Annotated in this window: 23 protein-coding genes; 6 read left to right on the forward strand and 17 right to left on the reverse strand. The window is 62.8% G+C overall.

Features of this window, described 5'->3' with window-relative positions:
• The first annotated feature begins 34 nt into the window (after positions 1-34).
• Genes ACYVIT_RS24345 through ACYVIT_RS24360 form a run of 4 tightly spaced genes read left to right on the forward strand, consistent with a single transcriptional unit; the run spans position 35 to position 4,012 of the window.
• Positions 35-1,219 carry a CaiB/BaiF CoA transferase family protein gene (locus ACYVIT_RS24345; protein WP_415807363.1) on the forward strand — a complete coding sequence of 395 codons (1,185 nt, stop codon included), beginning with the start codon at positions 35-37 and terminating at the stop codon, positions 1,217-1,219.
• Positions 1,220-1,224: 5 nt separating this feature from the next.
• Positions 1,225-2,229 carry an NADPH:quinone oxidoreductase family protein gene (locus tag ACYVIT_RS24350; RefSeq protein ID WP_415807469.1) on the forward strand — a complete coding sequence of 335 codons (1,005 nt, stop codon included), beginning with the start codon at positions 1,225-1,227 and terminating at the stop codon, positions 2,227-2,229.
• Between the two features lie 39 nt (positions 2,230-2,268).
• Positions 2,269-3,237 carry a Bug family tripartite tricarboxylate transporter substrate binding protein gene (locus tag ACYVIT_RS24355; protein ID WP_415807361.1) on the forward strand — a complete coding sequence of 323 codons (969 nt, stop codon included), beginning with the start codon at positions 2,269-2,271 and terminating at the stop codon, positions 3,235-3,237.
• Position 3,238: 1 nt separating this feature from the next.
• The gene (locus tag ACYVIT_RS24360; protein ID WP_415807359.1) at positions 3,239-4,012 is read left to right on the forward strand and encodes an enoyl-CoA hydratase/isomerase family protein; all 774 of its coding nucleotides are present in this window, start codon (positions 3,239-3,241) and stop codon (positions 4,010-4,012) included.
• Positions 4,013-4,057: 45 nt separating this feature from the next.
• Here ACYVIT_RS24360 and ACYVIT_RS24365 read toward each other — a convergent pair whose 3' ends face one another.
• The 8 genes from ACYVIT_RS24365 to ACYVIT_RS24400 all read right to left on the reverse strand — a co-directional run bounded on the left by ACYVIT_RS24365 (position 4,058) and on the right by ACYVIT_RS24400 (position 12,040).
• On the reverse strand, positions 4,058-5,350 hold the full coding sequence (locus tag ACYVIT_RS24365) for a TRAP transporter large permease (RefSeq protein WP_415807358.1): 1,293 nt from the start codon (positions 5,348-5,350) through the stop codon (positions 4,058-4,060).
• The gene (locus ACYVIT_RS24370) at positions 5,347-5,832 is read right to left on the reverse strand and encodes a TRAP transporter small permease (protein ID WP_415807357.1); all 486 of its coding nucleotides are present in this window, start codon (positions 5,830-5,832) and stop codon (positions 5,347-5,349) included. Before ACYVIT_RS24370 ends, ACYVIT_RS24365 begins: the two co-directional genes overlap by 4 nt.
• A 64-nt stretch (positions 5,833-5,896) precedes the next feature.
• Entirely contained in the window at positions 5,897-6,922 is a 1,026-nt protein-coding gene (locus tag ACYVIT_RS24375) for a TRAP transporter substrate-binding protein (RefSeq protein WP_415807356.1), read from the reverse strand.
• Between the two features lie 57 nt (positions 6,923-6,979).
• Positions 6,980-7,930, reverse strand: coding sequence for an SDR family oxidoreductase (locus ACYVIT_RS24380; protein WP_415807355.1), 951 nt, complete (start codon positions 7,928-7,930; stop codon positions 6,980-6,982).
• Positions 7,927-8,721 (reverse strand): hydroxypyruvate isomerase family protein, encoded by a 795-nt coding sequence (locus ACYVIT_RS24385; protein ID WP_415807354.1) that lies wholly within the window; start codon positions 8,719-8,721, stop codon positions 7,927-7,929. Before ACYVIT_RS24385 ends, ACYVIT_RS24380 begins: the two co-directional genes overlap by 4 nt.
• Positions 8,718-9,617, reverse strand: coding sequence for an NAD(P)-dependent oxidoreductase (locus ACYVIT_RS24390; RefSeq protein WP_415807353.1), 900 nt, complete (start codon positions 9,615-9,617; stop codon positions 8,718-8,720). The genes ACYVIT_RS24385 and ACYVIT_RS24390 overlap by 4 nt, the downstream gene beginning before the upstream one ends.
• A complete protein-coding gene (ilvD, locus tag ACYVIT_RS24395) occupies positions 9,614-11,326 on the reverse strand; it encodes a dihydroxy-acid dehydratase (RefSeq protein ID WP_415807352.1) in 1,713 nt (570 codons plus the stop codon). The genes ACYVIT_RS24390 and ilvD overlap by 4 nt, the downstream gene beginning before the upstream one ends.
• A gap of 27 nt (positions 11,327-11,353) precedes the next feature.
• Positions 11,354-12,040, reverse strand: a complete 687-nt coding sequence (locus ACYVIT_RS24400; protein WP_415807351.1) for a GntR family transcriptional regulator — start codon at positions 12,038-12,040, stop codon at positions 11,354-11,356.
• A 273-nt stretch (positions 12,041-12,313) separates the two neighbouring features.
• Here ACYVIT_RS24400 and ACYVIT_RS24405 point away from each other — a divergent pair, with 273 nt between their 5' ends.
• Positions 12,314-13,228 carry a ChbG/HpnK family deacetylase gene (locus ACYVIT_RS24405; protein ID WP_415807350.1) on the forward strand — a complete coding sequence of 305 codons (915 nt, stop codon included), beginning with the start codon at positions 12,314-12,316 and terminating at the stop codon, positions 13,226-13,228.
• Here ACYVIT_RS24405 and ACYVIT_RS24410 read toward each other — a convergent pair.
• From ACYVIT_RS24410 to ACYVIT_RS24440, 7 genes are all read right to left on the reverse strand, one after another.
• A complete protein-coding gene (locus tag ACYVIT_RS24410; protein WP_415807349.1) occupies positions 13,225-13,995 on the reverse strand; it encodes an enoyl-CoA hydratase/isomerase family protein in 771 nt (256 codons plus the stop codon). The genes ACYVIT_RS24405 and ACYVIT_RS24410 overlap by 4 nt on opposite strands.
• Positions 13,988-15,136, reverse strand: coding sequence for an extracellular solute-binding protein (locus tag ACYVIT_RS24415; RefSeq protein WP_415807348.1), 1,149 nt, complete (start codon positions 15,134-15,136; stop codon positions 13,988-13,990). Before ACYVIT_RS24415 ends, ACYVIT_RS24410 begins: the two co-directional genes overlap by 8 nt.
• A complete protein-coding gene (locus ACYVIT_RS24420) occupies positions 15,133-16,329 on the reverse strand; it encodes a CaiB/BaiF CoA transferase family protein (RefSeq protein ID WP_415807347.1) in 1,197 nt (398 codons plus the stop codon). Before ACYVIT_RS24420 ends, ACYVIT_RS24415 begins: the two co-directional genes overlap by 4 nt.
• Positions 16,330-16,340: 11 nt before the next feature.
• Positions 16,341-17,111: an SDR family NAD(P)-dependent oxidoreductase gene (locus ACYVIT_RS24425; RefSeq protein WP_415807346.1), complete on the reverse strand. Its 771-nt coding sequence runs from the start codon at positions 17,109-17,111 to the stop codon at positions 16,341-16,343.
• Positions 17,108-18,304 carry an aldose 1-epimerase family protein gene (locus ACYVIT_RS24430; protein ID WP_415807345.1) on the reverse strand — a complete coding sequence of 399 codons (1,197 nt, stop codon included), beginning with the start codon at positions 18,302-18,304 and terminating at the stop codon, positions 17,108-17,110. The genes ACYVIT_RS24425 and ACYVIT_RS24430 overlap by 4 nt, the downstream gene beginning before the upstream one ends.
• Before the next feature lie 77 nt (positions 18,305-18,381).
• Positions 18,382-19,296 (reverse strand): sugar phosphate isomerase/epimerase family protein, encoded by a 915-nt coding sequence (locus tag ACYVIT_RS24435; RefSeq protein ID WP_415807344.1) that lies wholly within the window; start codon positions 19,294-19,296, stop codon positions 18,382-18,384.
• Positions 19,297-19,335: 39 nt separating this feature from the next.
• Positions 19,336-20,430 carry a Gfo/Idh/MocA family protein gene (locus ACYVIT_RS24440; protein WP_415807343.1) on the reverse strand — a complete coding sequence of 365 codons (1,095 nt, stop codon included), beginning with the start codon at positions 20,428-20,430 and terminating at the stop codon, positions 19,336-19,338.
• A 365-nt stretch (positions 20,431-20,795) separates the two neighbouring features.
• Between ACYVIT_RS24440 and ACYVIT_RS24445 the strand changes: the two genes are divergently transcribed.
• The gene (locus tag ACYVIT_RS24445; protein ID WP_415807342.1) at positions 20,796-21,806 is read left to right on the forward strand and encodes a LacI family DNA-binding transcriptional regulator; all 1,011 of its coding nucleotides are present in this window, start codon (positions 20,796-20,798) and stop codon (positions 21,804-21,806) included.
• 181 nt (positions 21,807-21,987) lie between these two features.
• Here the strand turns inward: ACYVIT_RS24445 and ACYVIT_RS24450 are convergent, their stop codons facing one another.
• A complete protein-coding gene (locus tag ACYVIT_RS24450; RefSeq protein ID WP_415807468.1) occupies positions 21,988-22,902 on the reverse strand; it encodes an alpha/beta hydrolase in 915 nt (304 codons plus the stop codon).
• Positions 22,903-23,048: 146 nt separating this feature from the next.
• Positions 23,049-23,684, reverse strand: coding sequence for a LysE family translocator (locus ACYVIT_RS24455; RefSeq protein WP_415807341.1), 636 nt, complete (start codon positions 23,682-23,684; stop codon positions 23,049-23,051).
• Positions 23,685-23,724: the final 40 nt, after the last annotated feature.

The raw sequence follows: 23,724 nt of genomic DNA on the forward strand, positions 1-23,724 counted from the left end.
CCTGCGGAGCGCGGCGGCCGACAAGGCGAAACACATGAGCGGACCGTTGAATGGCATACGGGTCCTGGACATGACAGCGGCGTTGTCGGGTCCAGTCGCCACGCAGATCCTGGGAGACATGGGTGCCGATGTCGTCAAGATCGAACCTCCCGAAGGCGACAGCATCCGCGACTTGGGCCCGGCGCGGCATCGCGGCATGGGTGCCATGTTTTTGCACACCAATCGCAGCAAGCGCAGCATCGTGCTGGACCTGAAGCTCGATGGCGGGCGGGCCGCTTTCATGCGGCTGGCGCAAACCGCCGACGTGCTCGTCTGCAATACGCGGCCCAAGGCCATGCAACGGTTGGGCCTGGCGTACGAACAGGTGGCGGCGCACAACCCGGGTATCGTCTATGTGAACATCGTGGGATATGGCCAGGGCGGCACACATGCCGACAAGCCTGCCTACGACGACTTGATCCAGGCGGCTGCCGGCATTGCCTCGCTGCGCGCGCCCGGCGAGCCCGCGCGCTATGCGCCGGTGGCGCTGGCCGACCGCGTTACCGGCATCTGTGCGGCCAACGCAGTCCTGGGAGCGCTATACCACCGGGCGGTGAGCGGCCAGGGGCAGCACGTCGAAGTCCCCATGTTCGAGTCCATCGCCTCGCTGGTGCTGGCTGACCACATGGCCGGTCTGACGTTCGAGCCGCCCATCGGTCCGCCAGTATTCCAGCGCTATGCCTCCATCCGGCGCCCCTTCCAGACGCAGGACGGCTTTCTCTGCATGATGGTGCTCACCGACCGCCAATGGCGTGCGTTTTTCTCCGCCGTTGGCCGTCCCGAAATCATGGAAGACCCACGCTTTAGCAAGATGGCGAATCGCACCGAGAACCTCGAGGCCTTGTACGCCATCGTGTCCGAGGTACTCGCCGGGCGCGGCACCGATGCCTGGATCGCCTGCCTGGAAGAAGCAGATATCCCGGTGGCCCGGATAGAAACCATGGAATCGCTGCTGGCTCACCCGCACCTGCGGCAGACCGGATTCTTCGCCACAGTGGACCACCCCACAGAGGGCCGGATCTGCAGCATGACACGTACCAGCACTTGGTCGGTCACTCAGCCGGAGCCAACCCGTCCCACGCCCCGCTTGGGAGAACACAGCAGGGAAGTGCTGCACGAAGCGGGCTTTTCGGAAGAGGAAGTGCAAACCATGTTCGCCAGCGGAGCGGTGCAAGGATGAAAACCATGAAAGCAGTCGTGTGCAGGAAGTACGGTGGCCCAGAAGTGGCGGCGCTGGAAGACATTCCGTCGCCGGCCTTGCGCGCCGGATCGGTGCGCATTCAGGTACATGCGTGCAGCGCCAGCTTCGCCAGCCTGCTGGTCATGGAAGGCAAGCACCAGAATCGCGCGCCGCTGCCGCTGATACCCGGCACGGAAGTCGCGGGTGTCGTGGTGGAAACCGGCGCGGGCGCCTCCCGCTTCCGGGTCGGCGAGCGCGTGATCGCCGGCGTGCAGTCGGGCGGATACGCCCAGGAAGTGGTGGCGCCCGAAGAGACGGTCTTTCACCTGCCCGACGGCGTCAGCTTCGATGCGGGAGCCCAGTTTCCCACGATCTACGGCACGGCCTACGGCGCGCTGCACTGGCGCGCCCGCGTGGCACCGGGGGAGGTCGTGCTAGTGCACGGCGCGGCCGGCGGCAGCGGACTGGCCGCGGTGGAAGTGGCCAAGGCGCTGGGCGCCACGGTGATCGCCACGGCGGGCTCCAAGGCCAAGCAAGATGTCGTGCTGGAGCACGGCGCCGACCACGCTATTGACTACCACCGAGCCGACTGGCGCGACGCCGTACTGGCACTGACCGGCGGACGCGGCGCTGACGTCATCTACGACCCTGTCGGCGGCGCAACCTTCGACACCTCGCTGCGATGCATCGCGCCGAACGGCCGCATCATCCCGATGGGTTTCGCGAGCGGCGCCATTCCCACCGTGCCCGCCAACATCGTGCTGGTAAAAAACATCAGCGTCATCGGCGTCTACTGGGGCTATTACTTCGGTTGGGGGCGTCATCCGGTCGCTCCCGGCAACGATGCAAAGCTGCGCCAGGCCTATGCGCAACTGTTCGACTGGACCGCGCAGGGCAGGATCCGGCCACGGGTGCACGCCGCACTGCCCCTATCTGAATTCAAGACCGCACTGCACATGATCGCCGGCAGACAGGCGATTGGCAGGGTCATCATGCGGCCGCAGCCATAGCGGTCCTTTTTTGCCCAAGCACACATAAAGGAGACAACCATGTTCAAGCGCTTCACCCTGATCGGCGCGGCCGCATTGCTGGCGATCGGTGCCAGCACCGCGCAGGCCCAAGACAAATACCCCAGCCACGCCATTACCCTGATCTCGCCCTACCAGGCTGGCGGCACGACCGAGACGTTCGCCCGTCTCATCATCGACGACGTCGCCGCTATCCTCGGCCAGCCGATCGTAGTGGAACAAAAGCCCGGCGCGGCTGGCACGATCGGCGCCCGCCTCGTGGCGCTGAGCAAGCCCGACGGCTATACGCTGCTGGCCAACACCTCGCAGCACGTCATGTACGAAGGCATGTTCACCAACCTGTCGTTCGACCCCATGAAGGATTTCCGTCCGGTGGGCGTGCTGGGGTCGGCGCCGATCATTGTCGTCACCGGCGAGAACTCGCCTTACAAGACCTTCCGGCAAGTATTGGACACCGCCAAGACGCAGAACATCACCTTCGCCTCCGGCGCGCAGGGCTCGCTGCCGCACCTGACGGGCGAGCGAGTCGCCTTCCAGGGCAAGCTGAACATGACCCACGTACCCTTCAGCGGCACCGCCCCTGCACTGACCAACGTCATGGGCGGGCACGTGGACCTACTCTACTCCACTGCTGCCAGTGTGATGTCGCAGATCCGCGGCGGCAAGCTGCGCGCGTTGGCGGTCTCTACCAAAAGCCGCATGCCCGAGCTGCCCGACGTGCCCACCATTGCCGAGCTCGGCATACCGGATTTCGACGTGACGGCCTGGTACGGTGTGTGGGTGCCCAAAGACACCCCTACCGAGATCGTGGATGCCATCAACAAGGCCATGCGCGAAGCCTCTGCCCGTCCCGAAGCGCTCAAGCGAATGGAAGCGCTCAGCGTGACTCCCAGCAGCCTGACTGCCGAGCAGTTCGCCGCTTTCGCGCAGAGCGAACGCAAGACATGGCTGGAAGTCATGAAGCGCGCCAACATGCAACCGGCCAACTGACATGACGACATCCGACGAAATCCAGACGCGCATCCAGGACCAGATCGCCTGGGTCACCATCAATCGTCCGCACCGGATGAACGCATTGGCGCCCGCGACTTTCGCGCGCCTGGTTGACGTCTCGCTAGTCTTGGATCGGGATCCCGAGGTCAGGGTAGTGGTCTATACCGGTGCAGGTGACCGCGCATTCTCGGCCGGCGTGGATCTGAAAGAGCTGGACAGCGCGGGCAGCATGCTGCATCCCATGGACGGGCCGGCGCGCAACCTCAACGAGGTCGTGCTGGAGATGTCCAAGCCCACGATCGCGGCCATCAACGGCGTGGCTGCCGGCGGGGGCTGCGAACTGGCCCTGGCCTGCGATCTTCGCGTCGCGGCCGATAGTGCCAGGCTGGGGCTGCCAGAGGCGCGCGTCGGCATGGGCGCCAACTTCGGCAGCGTGGTGCTGCCGCAACTGATTCCCCGTGGCCTGGCGCTCGAGGCGCTCTATACCGGTGATCTGATCGGCGCGCAGCGCGCGCACGAACTCGGGCTGGTCAACCGTGTCTGCGCCGCCGCCGAGCTGTTGGAACAGGTCGAACAGCTGGCGCGCCGCATCGCGGACAACGCGCCGCTTTCAGTCCAGCGCATGAAGGCGGTCGCGTCCAGAAGTATCGGCTTGCCGATATCTGCCGCGCTGCGGCTATCAGTAGGTCCCGACCCCTACGATAGCGAAGACCGTCGAGAGGGCGCCCGAGCCTTTGTGGAAAAGCGCAAGCCGGTTTTTCACGGGCGTTGAGCGAGTTGTTGCTGCGTTGAGCGCGGTTGCTGTAGAGCTGCCACGCTAGCTCACAAAGCGCGGCAGGTATAGCGATATCGTCGGAAACAGGATCAGGATCGTCAGGCGCCCGATGTCGCTGACCACAAACGGCATCACTCCCCGGAAAATCGTCTGTGTACTCACGCCAGGCAGCAGGCCGCGCAGTACGAAGACGTTCATGCCGAACGGCGGAGTGATGAAGCTGAGTTCGGTGACGACCACCACGATGATGCCGAACCAGATCAGATCGAAGCCCAGGCTCTGCACCAGCGGATAGAACACCGGCACGGTCAGCAGGATCATCGACATGCTCTCCAGTACGCAGCCCAGTACGATGTAGATGGCGCAGATCGCGAAGATCACGGCCAGGGGACTGAGCTGATAGTGTTCGACCAGCTCGAGCAGGTCGCCGGGCAGCGACGTGAAATTGATGAAGTTGGCCAGCATCAGCGCGCCGATCATGACCACGAAAATCATGCCTGTGGTCTTGGCCGACTCCACTACTACATTCACAAAGGTGCGCCAGCTCAATGTACGGCGGCAGCACGCGAACAGGAAGCCCAGGAACGCGCCGATGCCTGCCGCTTCGGCGGGCGTGAACATGCCGACATAGATGCCGCCCATCAACAAGGCGATCAGGGCGAGCACCGCCCAGACTCGGCTCAATGCGTGGCGGATCTGTGGCCAGGTGTGGCGCTCGCCCTTGGGGCCGGCGGCAGGGTCACGCCGCACCACCCACGCTACCGCCAGCATGTAGCAAGCCATGGCCAAGAGGCCGGGCAACACGCCAGCGGCGAACATCTTGCCGATGCTCTGTTCGGTCAGCAGGCAGTACACCACCATGATGATGGACGGCGGGATCAGGATGCCGAGCGTGCCACCTGCCGCGATCGAGCCGGCGGCCAGCTTCTCGCTGTAACCGATGCGGCGCATCTCGGGGTAAGCCACCTTCGCCATGGTGGCGGCTGTAGCGAGGCTGGACCCGCAGATTGCGCCAAAGCCGCCGCAGGCCACGATGGTGGACATGGCCAGGCCACCGCGTCGGTGTCCTAACACAGCATGGGCGGCCGCATACAGCTCGCGCGACATGCGCGATTCGGTCACGAAATTGCCCATCAGGATGAATAGCGGCAGCACAGACAGCAGGTACTGAAAACCGCTTTCATAGATGACGGATCCAACCATGGCGTAGGCCGAGTTCCAATTGCGAACGAGCCCCAGGCCGATGAAGCCGACCAGCGCCATGGCAAAGGCGACTGGCACGCGCAGGAACACCAGCGTCAGCATGGCGCCCAGGGCGATCAGGGATTCGATCATGGTGTTTCGCTCCCGGTGTCGGCAATGGGGCGCAGGACATTGGCCGCGTGATAGATGGCGTCCAGAGCCAGCAGCACCGCCATGAAATAGACGAACGGCGCCAGCGGGATACCGAGCATGGCGGTCATGTCGCCGTAGTCGGCCGTGCTGGTAGCCTTGCCCCACGTGACCCAGGCCAGGAAGCCGCTGACCACGGTGGCTAGCACTGCACCGAACCGGTCTTGCAGGGCGACGGCGCGTGCCGAGAACAGATGGCTGAAGCCGTCCACCGTGATGTGTCCGCGCGAGCGGGTCATCAGGGGAATGCTGGAGAAGATCACCGCGATCATCATCAGTTCGACCAGTTCGACTGACCCAATGATGGGGTAGTTGAGCAAGTAGCGGCCGGTCGCATCGACGACCGTCAGCAGGCTCATGCCGCACAGGCTCGTTACGGCGATGGCCTTGAGCAGGACGGTGATCGCGCAGTTCAGGGTTTTCATAGCATTCTCGGTGTGACGGGCACGAGGCGCGGAGTCTGGGCCGACGCCTCGCATTCGAGTTCGGTCATTGGCTGTCGAGCTGCTTGAGCTCGGCGCGGAACGACGCCAACGCGGCAGGTCCATCGATACCCTTGGCCGCGGCAGCATCCAGCCAGGTCTGCTCAAAGCCTTTGGTGCGCTCTCGCACTGCTGCTACCAGGGCGTCGTCGGCCTTTACAACCTGGATATCGCCGCCGTCCATCACTTTCCTGGCAACCGCATCATGCTTGTCCCAGGCCTTGCCGGCCAGCTCGGCCAGGTGCCGGCCCGACAGCTTCAGCACGGTGTCCTGGTCCTGCTTGGACAGACGAGCAAAGGCGTCTTCGTTCATGATGACGGCGTGCGTATCGGAATACAGGCCGCCGGGGAACGTCGTGGCATGCTTGATGATGCTGTCCAGCTTGAACGACACCAACGATTCGGCCGGAAAGAACACGCCGTCGACCACGCCGGTGCTCAGCAGTTCGTACGATTCGGGAGCTGGCTTGGCGATGGGGCTGACGCCCAGCGCCTTGGCCACGTCGGTGGCCATGCCGCCGCCGACGCGGATCTTCAGTCTTTCGAAATCTTCGACGCGGGTGATCGATTTGCTGGTGGTGAACGCAATGCCGGGGCCGTGTGTGTAAATACCCAGTAGCCGCACGCCCTTGTGCTCGTCGGCTTTGAGCAGATATTTCTCGTAGGTGTCCCACGCGGCGACCGAGCGCGACTGCGCGGTGTTGCCGGAGAGCGGCATCACGGCGAACTTTGTCAACTGGAAACGGCCCGGGTAGTACGAGTGCGAGATGAACGTGATATCGACCAGGCCGTCACGCACGGCGTCGAAATGGCCCGCCGGATTGGTGACCGCCTTGGGCAGCAGGCGCAGCGTGACTCGGCCGTCGGTGGCTTGCTCGATCTCTTTCGCCCAAGGCGTAATGAAGTCTGCTACCAGGGCATGCGTGGGCGGCAGCCAACTGGATACGGTCAACTGCACTTTCTGGGCGTACGCAGGCACGGTGGCGGCGAGTGCCGCGCCGGCTATCGCGAGTGTGGCAAGGGCTTTGATCATGGATGTCTCTCCTCAGGTGGTTTTCGTGTTTTGGTTTGAGTCGATGGGGGGGGAGGGTTATGGCGTTTGCGCCGCACGGTCCAGCAGCGCCGCCAGGCTGCCGTCATGGCGAAAACCCTCGGCATCGGCAGCAGGCGTAAACAGCGGCGGCTGACTACCGAATTGCACTTCGATGGCAGGTTCGGGGGCATAACGCACCCGCGTGCCTGCCTGGCCGTCGCCACGCTCATCGAACGCCTGCACGATGTCCTGTACCGACACGCGTAGCGCGGGCAAAGTCCAGGCCGTGCGGTCGCCGACCGGCTGCGCGGCGAGCCACGCAGCGTGCAGCAGGTTGTCGATGCAGCATTGCCGTGACATCAGCCACAGCGTGGCTTGCGGGCCGACTGGCAGTGTGCAGGGTTCGCCAACGGTCAGCGCGCGGATCAGCGTACTGGAGAAGGCCGACCAGGCGCCGTTCGGGGCGGGCGGGCGCGGCACGATGCCGGGCAGGCGCACTGAGCGGGCGCGCAGAAAGCCGCGCCGCGTATAGTCCGCCAGCAGGATTTCCATGGACAGCTTGTGTGCGCCGTAGCTCAAGGCCGGCGCGGTCGGTGTGTCGTCATCGACGCGATCGGGCAGTGGCGCGCCGAATACCGCGATGCTGCTGGTGAATATCAGGCCGGGCGACTTGCCCTGCCGGCGCAGATGTTCCAGCAACTGCAGCGAGCCGGCCAGATTGACTTGCAGGCCAAGCTCGAATTGTTCTTCGGCGCGTCCGCTGGCCACGCAGGCGAGGTGGAATACCAGGTCCGGCGCGGGATCGGTGATCGCGGCTAGCACCGACGGATCGGCGAAACTGCCGGTGACGACGCGTACGCGTAAGTCCGCCGGCGGTTCGTCCATGGTCAGGTCGCACAACGTGATGGTGGCCGGCGTGCCGTAGCCGGGCAGACCGGGCAGCGCGCACAACCGCTGCGCCAGCGCGCGACCGACATAGCCATTGGCTCCCGTGACAAGAATGTTCATGGTGTATCGTCCGCGTCTAGTACGGCTTGGTAGGCTTCGCGCCAGGCCAGTCCGGCAGATGTGTCGCCGGCGGGGATGTATTCGCAACCGACCCAACCGGTGTAGCCGTGGCGAGCTAGCGTGCGCAGTGCGCGCGCCACGGCGGGGACAGTCGGGTCGGGCTCGTGGCGGCCTGCCGGGCTGGCGAATTGCACGTGGCGCACCAAGGGCAGCACGCTGTCTAGCGCCGCGTCCATGTCCAGGGCCTCGCGTTGCGTGTGGTACAGGTCGAACTGCAGCCGCACTGCGTCGTGACCGACTGCAGCGATGATGTCGGCGACCTGGTCGGGACGGTTATAAAAATAGCCTGGCACGTCGGCCCGGTTGAGCGCTTCCAGGGTCAGTGACACGCCGGCGCGGCTGGCGAGTACTGCGCCCTGACGCAGGTTGTCGATCAGAGTGGCGCGGCAAGCTCCCGGTGCAACGTCTGCCGCCGGCACGCCTGCCATGGCGTGGATCATGCCGCACTGCGTGGCCTCGCAGACTTGTAATGCGCGTTGCAGCGCGTGGTTGAAATCGACCTCGCGGCCAGGCAGGCTGGCCAAGCCTTTCTCGCCAGGTTGGCCGGGCGGGGTATTGATCAGGACCAGTTGCAGGCCGTGGTCGCGCAACATGGCGGCCAGTTCGTGAGGCTCCAGATCATAGGGGAACAGGATCTCCACGCCGGCAAAACCGTCACGGGCGGCCGCGGCCATGCGCTGCGCCAACGGCAGTCCGGGGTAGAGCAGCGAAAGGTTGGCAGCCAGCTTCATGATGGGTCCTGAAGTGCGGCCGGACCCGGGCGTTCGGGCCAGGCAACGCGCACGATGTCGGACAGGTCGGCCGGGCCCAGCCCTTGCGCGGCCGCGATCCGGTAGCTGGCGAGTACGCCATTCAGGCCGGCCAGCTCGGTGCCGGTGGCGTGTGCCAGCGCGGCGACGTTTTCGACATCCTTGAGCATAGTGGCCACGGTGCCTAGCAACTGGTCCACCGGCGCCGTCATGCGCGGGATAAAAATCTGCAGCAGCGTGGAGTCGGCCCAACCACCCGCCAGAGCGGTGTTCAGGACCGCCGCATCGATGCCGCTGCGCTGTGCCAGCGCCACGGCCTCGGCGATGGCATTGACAGTGCTGGCTACGATGGTTTGATTGCAGAGCTTGGCCACTTGACCGGCACCCACAGGCCCCATGCGCGTGACGCGGCTGCCATAGGCGCGCATGTAGCGCGAGGCCGCATCGATCGAGTCGGCTGGCCCGCCTGCCATGATGGATAGCGTGCCGGCCTGTGCGCCTGCCACGCCGCCGGAGACCGGCGCATCGATCCAGACGCGGCCGCAGGCCTGCTCCAGCTGGCTGGCAAACTGCCGCGCCGTGTCGGGGGCAATGCTCGAGTGGTCCACCAGCCAGGCACCGGCGGCATGATGCACGCCCTGCGCGCCGAACACGGTGTCTTGCACGGCACGCTCGTCGGTCAGACACAGGAACACACCGTCGCAGCCGCGCGCCGCTTCGGCCGGCGTAGCGGCAAGCTCGGCGCCGTCGGCCGCCAGCGCGCGGGCTTTTTCGGGACTGCGGTTCCAGATTCGGACGCGATGGCCGGCGGCCAACAGGCGTCGCACCATAGGCGCGCCCATCAGGCCGGTACCGCAGAATGCCAGTGTCGCGCTCATTCGGCCTCCGGGGTTTCGTACGGCCATTGCACGTTGCCGGAATGCGTGACCGCGCCCTCGTGGGCGGGCCGCACCAGCAGCGCGTATTTCTCCAGCGCGCCGGCCAGCCGAGCCTGTTGCGGCGGCGTGTAGGCGGCGCGGCGGGCTGCCAGCTCGGCGTCGCTCAGTTCGACATTCAAGGCGTTAGCCTGCGCGTCGATGTGGATGATGTCGCCGTCGCGGATCAGGCCGATCGGACCGCCGGCTGCGGCTTCCGGGCCGGCATAGCCGATGCACAGGCCGCGCGTGGCGCCGGAGAAGCGGCCATCGGTCAGCAGCGCCACCTTCTCGCCCATGCCCTGCCCATACAAGGCCGCCGTAACGCTGAGCATTTCTCGCATGCCGGGTCCGCCCTTGGGGCCTTCGTTGCGGATGATCAGCACCTCGCCCGGCTGGTAGGTGCGCTGCGAAACGGCGCGCATGCAATCCTCCTCGTTCTCGAATACGCGGGCCGGGCCGGAGAACTGCAGCGATTTCAGGCCAGCGATCTTGAGCAGCGCTCCCTGCGGACTGAGGTTGCCCTTGAGCACCGTGACGCCGCCCGACGGATGAATGGCGCGCGAGCAGGGCCGCACCACCTCGCCGTCGGGGTCGGGGACATCGGCCAGCGCTTGTTCCAGTGTGCGGCCGTCGAGCGTGAGCACGCTACCGTCCACGTAGCCGCCCATCAGCAGGGCCTTGAGCATGACCGGCACGCCGCCGACTTCGTGCAGGTCGCGGGCCAGAAAGCGACCGCCGGGCTGCAGGTCGGCGATCAGCGGCGTGCGCTGGAACACCTCGGCGACATCGTCGAGGGTGTAGCGGATGCCCGCTTCGTGCGCGATGGCGGGGATGTGCAGCGCGGCGTTGGTCGAGCCGCCTGTCGCTGCAACGGCCGCACAGGCGTTGTCCAGGCTGGCTCGCGTGACCAGCTCGCGCGGCAACGGGCCGCCTTGCGCCAGCGCGCGCATGACACGCTCGCCGGCCTGCTGGGCAATGGCCAGGCGTTCGCTGTAGACCGCTGGCATCATGGCCGAGCCCAGCGGCGACAGACCTAGGGCCTCGGCCACCATGGCCATGGTATTGGCCGTGAACTGGCCGGGACACGATCCCGCCGACGGCGTACAGGTGCGCTCCATGGTTTTCAGATCGGCGGCCGTCATGGTGCCGTGCTGGACACGGCCCACTGCTTCGATAGTGTCCAGGATGGTGGCCTGGCGGCCCAAAGCGTGTCCCGGCAGCGTGGCACCCCCGTACAGGAACACCGCCGGCACGTTCAGGCGCACGATGGCCATCATCATGGCGGGCAGCGTCTTGTCGCAGCCGGCGAAGGCGACCAGCCCGTCGTAGGCATGGCCGCGCACCACTAGCTCGACACTGTCGGCGATCGTTTCGCGCGACAGCAGGCTCATGCGCATGCCGGCGTGGTTCATCGAGGTGCCGTCGGATACCGAGATGGTCGAGAAACTGACCGGCACGCCGCCGCCCGCCGCCACGCCCAGGCGAGCCCGGTCGGCTTGCGGGGCCAGTGCCATCGAGCAGGGTGTGTTTTCGCCCTGCGTGCTGACGATGCCGACGATGGATTTCTCCAGGGCCGCATCGTCAAAGCCGGTGGCGCGCAGGAATGCGCGGTGTGGCGTGCGGGTCAAGCCATGAGTGACCATGCGGGAGCGGTGCTTGTGCAGGGACATGCGGGTTCCTTGTGAAGTGTGCGGGCGCTATGCGCCGGCCAGGGCGGTGCGGTGTGCCGTGAGCTGGTCGAACGCCCAGCAAATGTCGCGCTCCATGGCGGCGCGAGCCGCGTCGGCGTCGCGCCGGGCGATGGCTTGCACGATAGTGGCGTGGAGTTCGTCGGACGGCCGTTCATCGGAATGCATCAGTTCTCGGCTGGCGCGCAGGTAAGGGCCCGATTGCAACCACAGGCTTTCGATGGTGGCCATCATCGATTCCGAGCGCGCAGCGCGATAGATCGTGAAGTGGAACAACTGGTTGGTTTCCAGGCCGTCCGGCACCGAGCGCGGATCGGCCAGCGACTGGCCGATCTGAGCGGCCAAACCGCGCAGCTCGGCCAGTTCGTCGTCGGTGATGTGCTCGACCGCCCACGCCGTCACGCTACCTTCGATCAGCACGCGGGCGCGCCGGATGTCTTCTAGACGTGCGCGAGAAATGACCGGCACCCGCATCGACCGGCTTTTCATGGGTTCCAGGGCGCGTTGAGCTGCCAGCCGGCGCAGCGCCTCGCGCACAGGCATGGCGCTGGTGCCGAAGGCGTCGGCGAGCTCCTGGATGCCCAGTACTTCGCCTGCCGCGTAGTCGCCCCGCATCAGGTGGTCGCGCAGTCGCCGGTAGACGGCTTCGTTGACCGAGGTGTGGACCAGGGGTTCCAGAGTGCGAGTCGGGGGCATTTAGATCTTTGATCAAAAATCAAAGATGCTAGTTTGGGCAAAAACCGGTCGTTCCGCCTATCCAGGTTTCCCCTAGGCACGCCGGCTGGGCGGCTAGCACAGCCGGGCCAGTGGTAGCTGATGGGAAAGGTCATGGTGATACAACGGACCGCAGGCGTTCTGTCATCCATCGGTCTGATTCGGGGTCGCCGGTTGAGCGTTGCAATCAGAACGACATGCTGTGCGGTTATGGTTACCGGTATTTCCCGTCCCACGGCGAAAAGTGAGCCAAGAATGCCAGACGATAACGCCGCTACCAGATTGTTCGATTACCACTCCCAACTTGCCCAGCCGCCCGTTGGTCGGCCCTCGTCGGACGCGGGCACCGGGCAGTGGTGGAAACGCATTGTGGTGTGCGGCGATGATTTTGGCATGAACGCCAGCATCGACGCCGGAGTCATGCGACTCGCTCGGCTCGGGCGTCTGAGCGCCGTCAGTTGTTTATCGCAGGGGCAGACATTTGCCGATCACGGCCCGGATTTACGTGAATTCGATCTGGATTTAGGCGTACATCTGAATCTGACCCAGAGCCTGGGAGACCCCGCCCAGGCGCCGGTCATGGCTTTGCCTGTCCTGATCGCACGCGCCTATGCGGGGCGTCTGGACGAGGCATGGATCGATGCGCAGCTGGCGCGCCAGTTCGACGCATTCGAGGCTGTGATGGGCCGAGCCCCGGATTACGTAGACGGGCATCAGCATGTGCATCAGTTGCCTGGGGTGTTGCCACGTTTGCTGCAATTGCTGGAGTGCCGCTACGGCTCTCGCGCTCCTTGGCTGCGTCATACGGCGCCGGGTATGCAGGATGGTATTCCGCTGCGCGAGTCGGCCAAGGCACGCCTGGTGGGCGCACTAGGGGCGAGCGCCGTCGCTCGCGTGGCGGATCGAGATGGCTGGCGGACGAATCGCCGGTTATTGGGAGTGTATGACCAGCAGGGCGGCGGGCGCCGTTATTCGCGCCTGTTGCAGCGCTGGCTGCACAACGCGCGCGATGGCGACTTGGTCATGTGCCACCCGGCGTTGCCCGGTGGCTGCGATGCGCAGGCATCGCAGCGGGTGGCGGAATTCGAGGTGCTGGCACGCCCCGAGCTCGGCGAATGGATGCGCTGGAACGGCGTGCGTGTGGCGCGGCCGGTCTTGATCAACCCTTAACGCCGCTGGAACGTAGGCGAACGTTTTTCCTGAAACGCCCGACGTCCCTCCATGGCATCCGCAGTGGCAAAGCAGATGGTTTGTAGATCGCGTTCGTAGGCGGTGGCTTGTTCCATGGGCATGCTCAATGCCGCGCGCAGATTGACCTTGGCGGTTTCGGCTGCAATGGGTGCGCGGGCGGCGATCGCGCTGGCAATCGCGGCGGCACGTTCGCGCAATGCATCAGCGGCAACGACGTCACTGACCAAGCCCCAATTCAATGCCTGCTGAGCCGATATAGGGTCGCCCGTCATGACCATCAACGCGGCGTTCGAAGCGCCGATCGAATGCAGCAGTTGCGCCGTCATGCCACCTCCGCCGATCCAACCGAGCTTGATCTCCGGAGAGCCGAGCTTGGCATTGTCCGAGGCGATGCGAATATCGCATGCCAACGCCATTTCGAGACCGCCGCCAAACGCATAGCCATTGATTGCCGCAATGGCAGGTTTTTTGAGCGCGCGAATCAGATCGCAGTAGTCGCGGCGGTTGCGAAAATCCCATGGTGTGGCATAGCTGTCGAGCTCTACGATATCCGAGCCTGCGCAGAATGATTTGGGTCCCGCGCCAGTCAACACGACGGCACGTACGTCGTCGCTCTGATTGCAAGTCTCAATCGCTTGAACGAGCAGTTCGGCCATCTCGGGCGTCATCGCGTTAAGCTTTTCTGGCCGGTTCAGTTCGATCCAGGCCACATGGTCCTGAATGTGCAGGTTGACGAGGTTAGTCACAAAAATTCCTTTCAGCAATCGTAGAGTGCGGTGCGCACAGCGTGTTCAGTCCGTCGGCCAGTGTTGCGGGCGAGGATCTGTTGAACAGCCCTTCACGCAGAAATGCCGACGCGCGGCTTTGCAAAGCGATGAATCCATCATGACGAGGGCGCAGGCTGGCCGCATTCAATGTATCGAGCGTGGCGAGATAGAAATGGCTGCTGTCTGCGTTGACCCCTGGATCTCGCCAACTGGATAGGTGGCTGGGCTGGCCGGCATGCTGCGCAATGAAATGGGTTTGCGCATGTTCGCCGAGCAACCACAGTAGATGCTCGATCAGGGGAGCGTCGATCTGGCAACGCTGCGAAATCGCAATACCAGTGCCGCCGAGAATGGAGCCAGGCGCATTCGATGCAACGCGTGGTGCATTATGAAACGTCAATGCGTTGCCAGCGGCAGTTCGTGTGTAGTTCACGTAGCCATAGACCAAGGGGCATAGCAGCACATCGTCGTGCGTGGTCATGTGATGCAGCAGGGCGATCGGGTTGGCATCTCGCACGGAAACGGGGCTGAGTGCGGCAAGTTCGGCCAGCCATTCGCAGGCTTGTTGAAGTACTTCACGTTGATGCCAGCGTTTGCCGTCATCTAAAGTGAGATCCGGGTCCAGCGCAGCACACATCGACAGCAGCGTCAGAAAGGCATGTGGACCTGCCAGCGACAGCGCGACTTGTTTCGTTTGGCGTGACAGCGCCAGAACATCCTGCCATTGCACAGGCACGGCATGATCCGTTCGCGTCAGCAGATCAGGACGTACCGCCATCACTTGTGTTGCCGCGTCCAACGGCAACGCCCATTGCTGGCCGGCCATGTGATAACTGGCGTAGGTCAGCCCGATGCTGTTGCGTTCTATCGAACGCAGTGCTTCGTTAGGCAAGAGCCGATCCAGCGGTTGCAGGCAGCCTTGTGCCAAGGCTTCGCCCAAGTGCGGATGATCGAGCACAATCAGATCGTATTGCTCGCACAATTGCGCGATGGGGGCGGACTCGAAGCCCTCAAGCGAATGCGTATGCCAGTCGATCAATCCGGTCCGATCTGCGGCGGCTCGTAACGCGGCATAGCCCCTGGGATGATCCCAGGTCAGTCCTTGCCAACGTCGGCTCATGCCTGTTCCCCGCACACAATGGCGCCGTGCGCTTCAAAGGACGCGATACGATCCGCATCGAAGCCGTATTCGCGCAGAATCTGCGCACTATGTTGGCCAGTCAAGGGCGCGCCGCGCTCCACGCGCGCAGGTGTTTTGGTAAAGCGAATGGGAAAGCCCGGCGTTTTAACGTGGCCTTCGGTGGGGTGTTCGTATTCGACAAAGGTCCCGTTGTGCGCGATCTGCGGGTCTGCTACGAGCTCGGCATAACCATACACAGGGCTGCACCAGATACCGGCGGCGTTGAGCCGTTCGAACCAGTCTTTCGTCGTGCGTTGGGTCATCGCTTCGCGCACCAGGCAGAAAATCTCGTCGCGTTGATTCCAGCCCGCTGCCTCATCGGCATAGTCGAGCAGCGCAGGTTGTTCCAGCTCGCGCGCCAACACGGTCATGTCAGGCATGGCCAGCGCCAAATAGCCGTCTTGCGTCGCAAAAGTGCCGTAGGGCGCGCGAATATAGCTGTGCGCATGGGGTTCAGCGCTACGAGTCTGCGGCTTGCCGCCTACTGTGAAGACGGACAACTCCTGCATTTGCAGCGTTGTAATCGCGTCCAGCATGTTGACTTCGACTTTCTGGCCTTCGCCGGTGCGTTCGCGATGAAGCAGCGCGGCCAGTACGCCCTCAAAGGCGCAGTAGGCAGTGACCGCGTCTACCAGGTATTGGCCTGCAGCACGCGGCGCCTCGCCATCGCGGCCGGCCGACAGCATCGCACCCGACATGGCCTGCAACAGCAGATCCTGTCCGGGCCGGCGGGCATAGGGGCCGTCTTCGCCGAATCCCGACATCGAGACATAAATCAGTCTTGGATTCAACGCCGACAGGCTTTCATAGTCGACGCCCAGGCGCTGAGCGACGCCCGGACGGTAGTTTTGAATGAACACATCGGCCTGGCTTGCCATCTGGCGAATGATGGCCTGGCCGTCCTCGCTTTTCAGGTCGACGGCGAGCGATCGTTTGTTGCGGTTGAGAGAAAGAAAGGACACATTGATTTTGTTGCCCTTGATCCCACCCGCGGGCGCATGGCGTTGCCATTCACCCTCTTTGGGCTCGATCTTGATCACGTCCGCGCCTAGGTCGCCCAGCCGCTGTGCGGCAAATGGACCGGCCATGGCGATCGAGCAATCCAGGACCTTGTAACCCGTCAAAATTCCCATGATGAAACCTTTCAGTGCATGACCCAGCCGCCGTTGACGGCGAGGGTCTGGCCGGTGATGAAACCCGCTTCTTCGGAAGCGAGGAATACGATGGCAGCCGCGATGTCGTTGGCGTGGCCGCGCCGTTTGATGGACTGGCGATCGAGGACCATGCGTTCGTAGCCGGGCAGGTCGGGATGGATAGCCTCTGCCGCCGTGGGAAAGGCGCCCGGCGAGATCGCGTTGCAGGTGATGCCCGATGCGCCGAATTCGCGTGCCAGGGCCCGTGTGTTGCCCAGCATGGCGCCCTTGGATTCGACATACGGCTGCAGCAGTTCCCAGCCGCCCGACAGCGTGATGGACACGATGTTGATGATGCGGCCCCACTGTTGTTGCCGCATGCTGGGCAGGGTGGCGCGTACGATCTGCAATGCCGCTGAGACGTTGATGCGATGAATCAGCGCACGGTCGTCGTCGCTGTAGTCTTCGAAACGTTTGGACGGGTAGATGGCGGCATTGTTGATCACGACATCGATGGCGTGGTCGGCCGTCAGCGAATCCAGCGTGCGCTGCAGGGCAGTGGTATCGGCCAGATCGACGGACAGGGTCTGCAATTGACTGGCGAGGGCGGCAGGCACGGCCTCTTGCAGTTGTCGCAGTGCTTCGCTATCGCGATCCACGGCAAACAATTGTGCGCCTTGGTGCAGCAGCGCCAGGCTGACGCCATGTCCCAGCCCGCCGCCTGCCCCAGTCAGTAGCACGCGACGGCCTTGCAAGGAAAACGACATGCTCGATGGGTTCATGTCGAGGCTCCCGAATCCGTGCCACCGTTCAGGGGCAGAAACTCGCCCGAGAGTGCCGGATAGTCGTCGCCTGGTTGCTGAGCGATGGCGCGTATGCGTTGTTCGCATTGCGCGATGTCGTTGGCATCGCCCAGGATGCGGATGCACGTGTCGTAACGGCGTTCCTCTGCGTGCTCGAGCCAGATGAGTTCGCCGCGTTCACGGGCCGCGCCTTCGCCCAGCACATGATTGGTGGACGGCTCGATGCCCATGGCATATTGCCCGGCTTGAAAATTCTGCCATTGATACTGGCAAGGGAATTGATCTTTGCGTGTGGTGACTTCGATACCGATGTTCAGGCGGTCATTCACCAGCGCGACCGGCACGCAGCCGTTCTGGTCCGCTTTCATTTCGTGCTGCCACACCTGCTCGTGAAATCCCAGCTGCGGCGCGGGCATGCGTTGATAGCCTACGCCTTGTGCACGGTATTCATTGGCATGGGCCGCCCAGACGACATCCTGAATGGGGGCGAGATAGCGCGACGCCTCGTCCAGCACGGGATAGCCGACGTTCAAGTGATAGCAGAACATGTGTGGCGTGCGGTAAAAGCCGCGATTGACTACCCGGTCGTGCAATTGAATATCGTTGGTGCCGACCTCGATTTCGATACGCCGGTGCAGTTCCAAATGTTCGCCAAACACGGTGCCTTGCGACACCATGCCCTCGGCCCAGAGAAAGCAGCGATCGCCGTCCCAGCGTTCGCCATAACCTGTCAAACGTGCGGGAATCGTCCCGACGCGGCCATGAATCGAGTGCTGCACTTTTTCTCGCGGCTTATAGACGTAGTTGTCCGCCGGGGAGTCGTGCATGAACAGAATGTGATCCAGGCCGCACGTGATCATCAGGCCGGAGAATGAACGCATCCATCCCAGCCCAGATTCGCCCTCGTATTCATGCAGCCCTGGATGGCGAAAGCCCGCTGGCGAGTGCCAGCCCACGGCATAACCACGGAACTCGCATTCGGCGATGTCCATGGCACGATCGACCAGCACGGTGAATCTCAGGCCCGTGCCGCTGCGAAACTCCAGCAGCCGGATATCACGTTCGACGCCGTCTTGCAGCGTGACGAGCCGCACGCCGGCAAACTGTGCCAGTTGTCCGCAGCGCGATTCGATTTGTTGCCGGGTCATGGCGGTGGCATATAACTGTGCCATGGGTGCTTCTACTCCAGAGGTCGGCGCGCTGCCGCACCGGATAAAGGGAAATGACTAGAGATGTGCGTGTGCACGGATCACACGCCGTTGGCCAGCAACTTGCCGTCCAGGAATGCCTTGGCACGCGGGACGTCGTCTTCGGTCAAGTGCTCGATGATGATGGGGATGTTGGGATGGCGCTTGGCCAGGCGCTGCAGATACAGGTCGTAGTTCAGGCTGCCCAGCCCCGGTGCCGGCAATTCGATTTCACCCACGCCTCGGAACGTATGGCTTTCTGCAGCGTCAGCATCACCGATGTCGCTGTGCTTTTCCGATTTGTCGCCGTCGGCGCGCTTGACGTCCTTGGCGTGGGCGATGCAGATCTTGTCGGACAGCGCGTCGAATACTTGGTTGAGCGTCTTGTCCATGTCGTCGATGTTGTGGTCTTCGAAATAATTCGTCGGGTCCATCAACAACCCCAGGCCAGGATGGTTGACTTCGGCAAACATGCGCAACGTTTCCTCTACCGAGCCCACGACGTTGTTGACATAGGTCTCCAGCAAAAATATCGCGCCATGATCGTAGGCATGTTGTGCCAGGCCTTGAATCACCGAGCGGCATTGTTCCCAGCCTTCTTCGGTCTTGTTTTTCGGGTGATGCACCCAATCGCTCTCGGTGGCGAATGTGCCGGTCTCGGAGATTACGTAAGGGGACCCGAGGTACTGTGCGTGCGCGATGATTTCTTTCAGGTAGCCATTGCGTCGTTGCCGTTCTGCAGGCTCGGGATGCACGATGTTGGTATAGGCCGAGATGCAGGAAACAGGCAGGTTGTGTTCGCGAAAGGTATCGCGGATGCGTTTGCATTTTTCGGGCGTGATCTGGCCTGCGCTGAGGTCCATGTCCTTGAAATGCAGGTCCAATTGCACGGTGTTGAAACCCTGTGCCCGGATCTTGGCGGCCGAGGTCGCCAGGTCGTAGGGGAAATAACCTGAAAAAATGCCGGTTTGAATCACGTTTGTCTCCTTGGTGGAGGGCGGTGCTGCCCCTTTGGTTTACTTGTGTTGAATCGGAACTTCGTCCAGGCGCACCGTGCGGCGCTCGGCGTCGGATAGGTATGCGGCCTCGACCAGCGCCATGGTTTTGACGTTATCGGCGACGGTCAGCGCGGGCTCGGTGCCGCTGGCCAGGGCGTATTGCAGTTGTTCCATCACGCCGATAAAGGCCTGCGGAAACCACATCGAGGACCATTCAGGCGTGACCCATTGCCCCTGGGTGGCCTGCTTCGACGTGTAGGACAGCGTGGAGGGTTGGCCGTGCGGCCAGCCTATGGTGCCCTTGGCCACGCCCTCGGTGCCCTCGACGCGCCAATGGATGTACTGGTCGTCGGCATGACCCTCGCCGCGAGGCCCGGCCCATACGTCTTCCAATGACAAGGCCATCAGCCCGGATGCGAATTGCAGCGTCGTGGTGACGATGCCGTCGTGATGGGGAAATGCCGTGCGCGGGTCGCTGCGAGTCAGTGTGGTGACATGGGTCGGCTCGCCAAACAGATAGCGCAGCACATCCAGGTGATGCACGCTCATGTTCGAGAGCGTGAGCCGATCATAGTCAGCTAAGAATCCCTGCCAGTGGGGAATGGCGTGCATGTCTATCTGGGCCAGCACCGGGGTGCCGAGCACGCCTTGGTCGAGCAACTGCTTGAGCACGCGCATGGATTGGTCATAGCGCATGTTCTGATTGACCGAAAGCAGTTTGCCGGCGCGCTGCGCCTCATCACGCAATGCGATGGCTTCTGGCAAAGACAACGCTAATGGTTTCTGTGCCAGGATCGCTTTGACGTTCGGTGCTGCAAGTGCGGCGCGGATCAGTGCGGGTTGCTGATCCGGCGGGAAAGCAATATCGACGACGTCGACGCCGGGATCGTTGATGAGCGCATGGGGAGTGTCATGGACTCGCCCGATCTCCCACCGCTGCGCGACGGCCTGAGCTTTGCTCGGCGTGCGCGAGGCAATGGCGACCACTTGAAAACCGGCTTCGCGATAGGCCGCGAGATGGCACTCTGCCATGATCATCCCGGCGCCGATACATCCAATACGAAACTGGTGCTCTCGCACTGGTGGATCGGGCAGGAGGGTAAGAGGGGGCATGGCGGTCTCCGAGGCTGGCCGGTCTTGCAAGCCAGGCCAAAGGGCGGACTCACAGCAGGCGCTTGATTGATCTAATTAGAGGTGATTATTACATCATTTCAATCTTTAAATAACATCAATAAACATCAGAAATAGTCCTTATTGACAGAAAGAGTGCCTTTCGTCTATCCAGATCAGGCGTGTGCCGACGCTGAGCAGTGAGATCACTGGGCGCGCAGAGGGCTTCCTATTGTCTTGGCACACGGGGACCAATCCTAGGGGAGGATGCGTTTTGAGTTGATCCCATCATTTTGATGTATTTCAATCAAATTGATGTGATATCATCAATCCCTATACCGACTGATGATGACGTTAAGGTGACCACGATGGCGCGAGCCACCATCACGACGATTGCCGAGGCCGCGGGGGTCTCTACTGCCACGGTAGACCGTGTGCTGAACGGACGCGAAGGCGTACGTCGCCAGACGCGGGATCACGTCTTGGCAATTGCACGCAAGCTGGGTCACGGCGCCGAGCTGGGCCAGTCCGAAAGCACCGCCATGCGCCTCGATTTTGTGCTGCCAGCCGGCGACAACAGCTTTATGGTGCTGTTGCGGCAACACCTGCTGGCCGAGGCGCAATGCCGGCCAGACATTCAGGCGAGATTGCATCTGGTCGAGGGCTTTAATGCCGACAAATTGGCGGCGCAGCTCTATCAACTGAAGGGCAATACCGACGGTGTCGGGCTGGTCGGGTTGGATGACCCCCAGGTTCGAGATGCCATCGCGGCATTGCAGGTCAGCGGCATTCCTGTATGTACCCTGGTGTCGGATATTCCGACGTCATCGCGCATCGGTTATGTGGGTATCGATAATCGGGCGGCGGGACGTTTGGCCGCCAGCTTGCTGGGACGCTTTTTGCCCCCTGGCGTATCGCAGGGCGTGAGCGTATTTCTGGGCTCGCTGGCCTACCGCGGACACGAGGAACGCGAAATGGGTTTTCGCGCGTTGCTCAACGAGGAGTTCCCGCATCTGAAGATCGAACGCATGCTGGAAATCGGCGACGATCGCGCGCGCGCCTATGAGCTGACTCGGCGGGTGTTGCAGCAGTCCACGCCGGCAGGCATCTATAACGTCGGTGCCGGCAACTCAGGCATTGGCCGCGCCTTGCAAGAGGCCGGCGTGCAGCGCCAAGTCGTGTTTGTGGGACACGATCTGACGACGACCTCGCGGCAGTTTCTCCTGGATCGCACGATGGACGCGGTGATAGACCAAAATCCACGCGTCGAGGCGCGCGAAGCAATCAGCATGCTTGCGGCAGCGGTCCGAGGTTTGTCCGAGCCTACCTATATGCCGCGGCTGCAAGTGATTTTTCGCGAAAACATCCCATCGAGTTGAGTTGCGTTGCCTTGGCGGTCACGAATTCCCTTTCCGGGGCCGCGTGACCACCATGGGCCTTGCATAACGAGAAAAATGCCTATGCTGGCAATCGGTACGTTTCAAGCTCGATGCTTGTTTGCGTATGTGAGGCTGGCGAGTGTGAAGCCTGCCGGCAGAAACGGGAAAACTGCAGCGGTGTTCATCCCGCCGATCGGGCCGCGGTATTGTCGGCAGCTGCAGCTGGATAGGCTTTGCCTGCATCGCGAATGAAGTCTCGCACAGCGGTCTCATAGACCGCACCGCTGCGGATCGCACCCGAATGCGAGGCGCCCTCGATTTTGATGACGCGTTTCAGGTTTTCCGGGACTTTGACGGCTGCGGCGAAAAGCTCATCGCTCATGGTGTGCGGCACGACGCGGTCTGCCGTGCCATGCAGAAACAACATGGGCGTGCTCAGTGTCGCCAGCTTTTCTATGGAGGCAAAGGGCTGCGTCACCAGCAGGCTCGCGCCGGGAAGTTTGCCCCATTTCAACGTGCCCAGCATGGCGGCAATGCTGGTAAAGCTGGATTCGACGATGAGCCCCGCAAAGGCAGGCATGTCGGGACGCGAGGCCAGGTCGATCGCAATCGCGCCGCCCAGGCTATGGCCATAGACAAATCGCTTGGCGGGATCGGGTTGGCGGCGAGCGAGTTCGTGTAAAGCTGCCGAGGCGTCTTCGATCGCGGAGTCTTCCGATGGCAACCGGGGTGTCGATTGGCCAAAGCCGCGGTAGTCGATGGCAAGCACCGAGTAGCCCATGCGAGTCCAGCCGGACATACGAAAGGCGCTACCGTTCAGATTCCAGCGCGCGCCGTGCAGATAGAGCACTGTCGGGGCCGACGTGTTCGGGTGTTGCCAATACCAGGCATGGACTTTGTCGCCGTCGGCCAGCGTCAGGTCAAAGACCTTCGTGCCGGTCGGTGGTTCGCTCCACCAGCGCTGCGGTTCAGGCTCGGGAGAAAAAATCGCTTGCCGCTGCCAGGCATCGAGTTGCGTGCAGCCCACCACGCTGGCACAAGCCAGCAGACCGACGACGATAAGACGCCGTAAAGAGAATCGCGGCAGCAAAGGCATAAGCAAGGTGGTAGCCACAGTCTCTGCGGCCGAATACGGAATGCGTTGTCGATCATACACTGCGTCGCGTCATCGAGGCGCGAGCCCGCTGCGCAGCGCAATGGTGACGTGTGTGCTGCTGAGGGGAGGTCGACAACGGATCGTTACTAGATCATGTCCTGCACAATGGGGTATAGCGACGCGACCAGCAGCAAGGCCATGCCGATATTAAACATCCGTATCGCGTGGGGACGATGCAGAAATTTCTGCAGGGCGGCACCAAAGGCGACCCAGACGCCCAGGCTGGGCAGGTTGACCAGGCAGCACACCAGGGCTGCAAGCATCAGGTTCCAATAGAAACCCGTTTGGGGGGTATACGTGACGATGATGCCCACCGTCATGATCCATGCTTTCGGGTTGACCCATTGGAACAATGCGGCCTGCAGAAAGCTGAAGGGCCGGCTGCGTTGTTGACCGCTTTCCAGCGGGCCGGATTGGGCGATTTTCCAGGCTAGATAAAGCAGGTAGGCAGCGCCCACGTATTTCAGGATGGTATAGAGCCAGGGGAACTGATGAAATACGGTGTCCAGGCCGAGCCCCACCAGGACCAGCATGAGCGTGAACCCCAGGTTCACCCCCAACATATGGGGAATCGTGCGGCGAAAGCCAAAGTTCAGGCCCGACGAGGCCAGCATGATGTTGTTCGGCCCGGGCGTGATGGAGGTGACCAGGGCGAATAGCGATAGCGGGCCCAGCAAGAGCCAGAGTTGTTCGCTGGAGGGCACGGCGGTTGCGAGAGACATGAGGGATCGAGGCCAATGACAATGACTAGGTGCTAGGTGC

It is taken from the genome of Bordetella muralis (assembly GCF_054781015.1).

What these genes read in the sequence shown, in the direction of transcription:
- ACYVIT_RS24345 (WP_415807363.1), top strand. Translation starts at nt 35, where the DNA reads ATGAGCGGACCGTTGAATGGCATACGGGTCCTGGACATGACAGCGGCG.
- ACYVIT_RS24350 (WP_415807469.1), top strand. Translation starts at nt 1,225, where the DNA reads ATGAAAGCAGTCGTGTGCAGGAAGTACGGTGGCCCAGAAGTGGCGGCG.
- ACYVIT_RS24355 (WP_415807361.1), top strand. Translation starts at nt 2,269, where the DNA reads ATGTTCAAGCGCTTCACCCTGATCGGCGCGGCCGCATTGCTGGCGATC.
- ACYVIT_RS24360 (WP_415807359.1), top strand. Translation starts at nt 3,239, where the DNA reads ATGACGACATCCGACGAAATCCAGACGCGCATCCAGGACCAGATCGCC.
- ACYVIT_RS24365 (WP_415807358.1), bottom strand. Translation starts at nt 5,350, where the DNA reads ATGATCGAATCCCTGATCGCCCTGGGCGCCATGCTGACGCTGGTGTTC.
- ACYVIT_RS24370 (WP_415807357.1), bottom strand. Translation starts at nt 5,832, where the DNA reads ATGAAAACCCTGAACTGCGCGATCACCGTCCTGCTCAAGGCCATCGCC.
- ACYVIT_RS24375 (WP_415807356.1), bottom strand. Translation starts at nt 6,922, where the DNA reads ATGATCAAAGCCCTTGCCACACTCGCGATAGCCGGCGCGGCACTCGCC.
- ACYVIT_RS24380 (WP_415807355.1), bottom strand. Translation starts at nt 7,930, where the DNA reads ATGAACATTCTTGTCACGGGAGCCAATGGCTATGTCGGTCGCGCGCTG.
- ACYVIT_RS24385 (WP_415807354.1), bottom strand. Translation starts at nt 8,721, where the DNA reads ATGAAGCTGGCTGCCAACCTTTCGCTGCTCTACCCCGGACTGCCGTTG.
- ACYVIT_RS24390 (WP_415807353.1), bottom strand. Translation starts at nt 9,617, where the DNA reads ATGAGCGCGACACTGGCATTCTGCGGTACCGGCCTGATGGGCGCGCCT.
- ilvD (WP_415807352.1), bottom strand. Translation starts at nt 11,326, where the DNA reads ATGTCCCTGCACAAGCACCGCTCCCGCATGGTCACTCATGGCTTGACC.
- ACYVIT_RS24400 (WP_415807351.1), bottom strand. Translation starts at nt 12,040, where the DNA reads ATGCCCCCGACTCGCACTCTGGAACCCCTGGTCCACACCTCGGTCAAC.
- ACYVIT_RS24405 (WP_415807350.1), top strand. Translation starts at nt 12,314, where the DNA reads ATGCCAGACGATAACGCCGCTACCAGATTGTTCGATTACCACTCCCAA.
- ACYVIT_RS24415 (WP_415807348.1), bottom strand. Translation starts at nt 15,136, where the DNA reads ATGAGCCGACGTTGGCAAGGACTGACCTGGGATCATCCCAGGGGCTAT.
- ACYVIT_RS24420 (WP_415807347.1), bottom strand. Translation starts at nt 16,329, where the DNA reads ATGGGAATTTTGACGGGTTACAAGGTCCTGGATTGCTCGATCGCCATG.
- ACYVIT_RS24425 (WP_415807346.1), bottom strand. Translation starts at nt 17,111, where the DNA reads ATGAACCCATCGAGCATGTCGTTTTCCTTGCAAGGCCGTCGCGTGCTA.
- ACYVIT_RS24430 (WP_415807345.1), bottom strand. Translation starts at nt 18,304, where the DNA reads ATGGCACAGTTATATGCCACCGCCATGACCCGGCAACAAATCGAATCG.
- ACYVIT_RS24440 (WP_415807343.1), bottom strand. Translation starts at nt 20,430, where the DNA reads ATGCCCCCTCTTACCCTCCTGCCCGATCCACCAGTGCGAGAGCACCAG.
- ACYVIT_RS24445 (WP_415807342.1), top strand. Translation starts at nt 20,796, where the DNA reads ATGGCGCGAGCCACCATCACGACGATTGCCGAGGCCGCGGGGGTCTCT.
- ACYVIT_RS24450 (WP_415807468.1), bottom strand. Translation starts at nt 22,902, where the DNA reads ATGCCTTTGCTGCCGCGATTCTCTTTACGGCGTCTTATCGTCGTCGGT.
- ACYVIT_RS24455 (WP_415807341.1), bottom strand. Translation starts at nt 23,684, where the DNA reads ATGTCTCTCGCAACCGCCGTGCCCTCCAGCGAACAACTCTGGCTCTTG.